This window comes from Leisingera sp. F5 (genome assembly GCF_001593695.1).
On the sequence record NZ_LUKH01000786.1, the window covers coordinates 1 to 1,674 of the forward strand.

2 protein-coding genes and 1 pseudogene are annotated in these 1,674 nt (G+C 60.8%); all 3 read left to right on the top strand.

Going from position 1 to position 1,674, the window contains the following annotated elements; genetic code table 11:
- Positions 1-651, top strand: a 651-nt coding sequence (locus tag A2I95_RS35950; protein ID WP_291737312.1) for a glutamine amidotransferase family protein, incomplete at its 5' end; no start/stop codon positions are given.
- A 1-nt stretch (position 652) separates the two neighbouring features.
- The gene (locus A2I95_RS35955; protein ID WP_259988092.1) at positions 653-1,336 is read left to right on the top strand and encodes a protein GlxC; all 684 of its coding nucleotides are present in this window, start codon (positions 653-655) and stop codon (positions 1,334-1,336) included.
- A gap of 12 nt (positions 1,337-1,348) precedes the next feature.
- A pseudogene (locus tag A2I95_RS35960) lies at positions 1,349-1,674 on the top strand (FMN-binding glutamate synthase family protein); the annotation flags it as partial.

Consider the following 1,674-nt stretch of genomic DNA (forward strand, 5'->3'; position numbering starts at 1 on the left):
ATCGATACCCACGCGGTGCTGGATGTGCCCGCGGGCAAGGCCGAAGAGGCCCGCAGCGCGCTGGCCGAACTACGTCCCGGCTTGCGTGTCATGAGCGCAGGCGACACCATCGAGATCTACAAGGAAGTGGGTCTGCCGGAAAAAGTCGCCGAGCGTTTCGACGTGCGCGGCATGGGCGGCAGCCACGGCATCGGCCACACCCGTATGGCCACGGAATCTGCAGTGACCACCGAGGGCGCACATCCGTTCTCGACCGGTTCGGATCAGTGCCTGGTGCACAATGGCTCGCTGTCCAACCACAACTCCCTGCGCCGCAAGCTGCGCCGGGACGGGGTGCGGATCGAAAGCCAGAACGACACCGAAGTCGGTGCTGCTTATCTGACCTGGAAGATGCAGAACGGTGCCACTCTGGGGGAAGCGCTGGAAGGCACCCTGGAAGATCTGGATGGTTTCTTCAATTTCGTGGTGGGCACCAAGGACGGCTTTGGCGTGGTCCGCGACCCGATCGCCTGCAAGCCGGCCGTCATGGCAGAAACTGATCAGTATGTGGCGTTCGGCAGCGAATACCGCGCGCTGGTGAATCTGCCGGGCATTGAAACTGCCCGTGTTTGGGAGCCCGAACCCGCAACCGTTTACTTCTGGAACCATTAAGATGCAGACATATGATCTTGAAGCAAATGGCCTGCGTGGTCTGAACTCGACCTTGCAGGAACAGAATGGCGGCACCAACAAAACCGCCTGGGAAATTGTGAATGCCAAGGGCAGCCATGCAATTGCCGTGGGTCTGAATTCGCCGATTGAAGTCACCGTCAAAGGGTCCACCGGTTACTACTGCGCCGGCATGAACCAGCAGGCGACTGTCAAGGTCGAAGGCTCGGTTGGTCCCGGTGTCGCTGAAAACATGATGTCCGGCACCGTGATCGTCGAAGGCGACGCCAGCCAGTATGCCGGTGCTACCGGCCATGGCGGGTTGCTGGTGATCAAGGGCAACGCCTCCTCGCGCTGCGGGATATCGATGAAGGGCATCGACATCGTCGTGCATGGAAATATCGGCCACATGTGCGCCTTCATGGCGCAGGCGGGTAACCTGGTGGTGCTGGGCGATGCCGGCGACGCGCTGGGCGACAGCTGCTATGAGGCGCGGTTCTTTGTGCGCGGCTCGGTCAAGAGCCTGGGCGCTGACTGCATCGAGAAGGAAATGCGCCCCGAGCATATCGCGATCCTCAAGGATCTGCTGGCGCGCGCTGGCGCTGATGCCAAGCCGGAGGAGTTCAAGCGTTACGGGTCGGCCCGTCAGCTTTACAACTTCGATGTCGACAACGCGCAAGCGTACTAAGGATTTAAGGCTATGTCAGATCAGGATACTAAAATCCCCCGCACCGAGCCGATCCAGTCGGCGACCTTCACCAACCCGATCAACGCTGAAATCCGCCGCGCTGCGGCGACCGGGATCTATGACATCCGCGGCGGCGGCGCCAAGCGCAAGGTGCCGCATTTCGATGACCTGCTTTTCCTCGGCGCCTCGGTTTCGCGCTATCCGCTGGAGGGCTACCGTGAGAAATGCGAAACCAAGGTGACGCTTGGCACCCGTTTTGCCAAGAAACCGATTGAACTGGATATCCCGGTTACCATCGCGGGCATGAGCTTTGGCGCGCTGTCAGGCCCCGCCAAGGA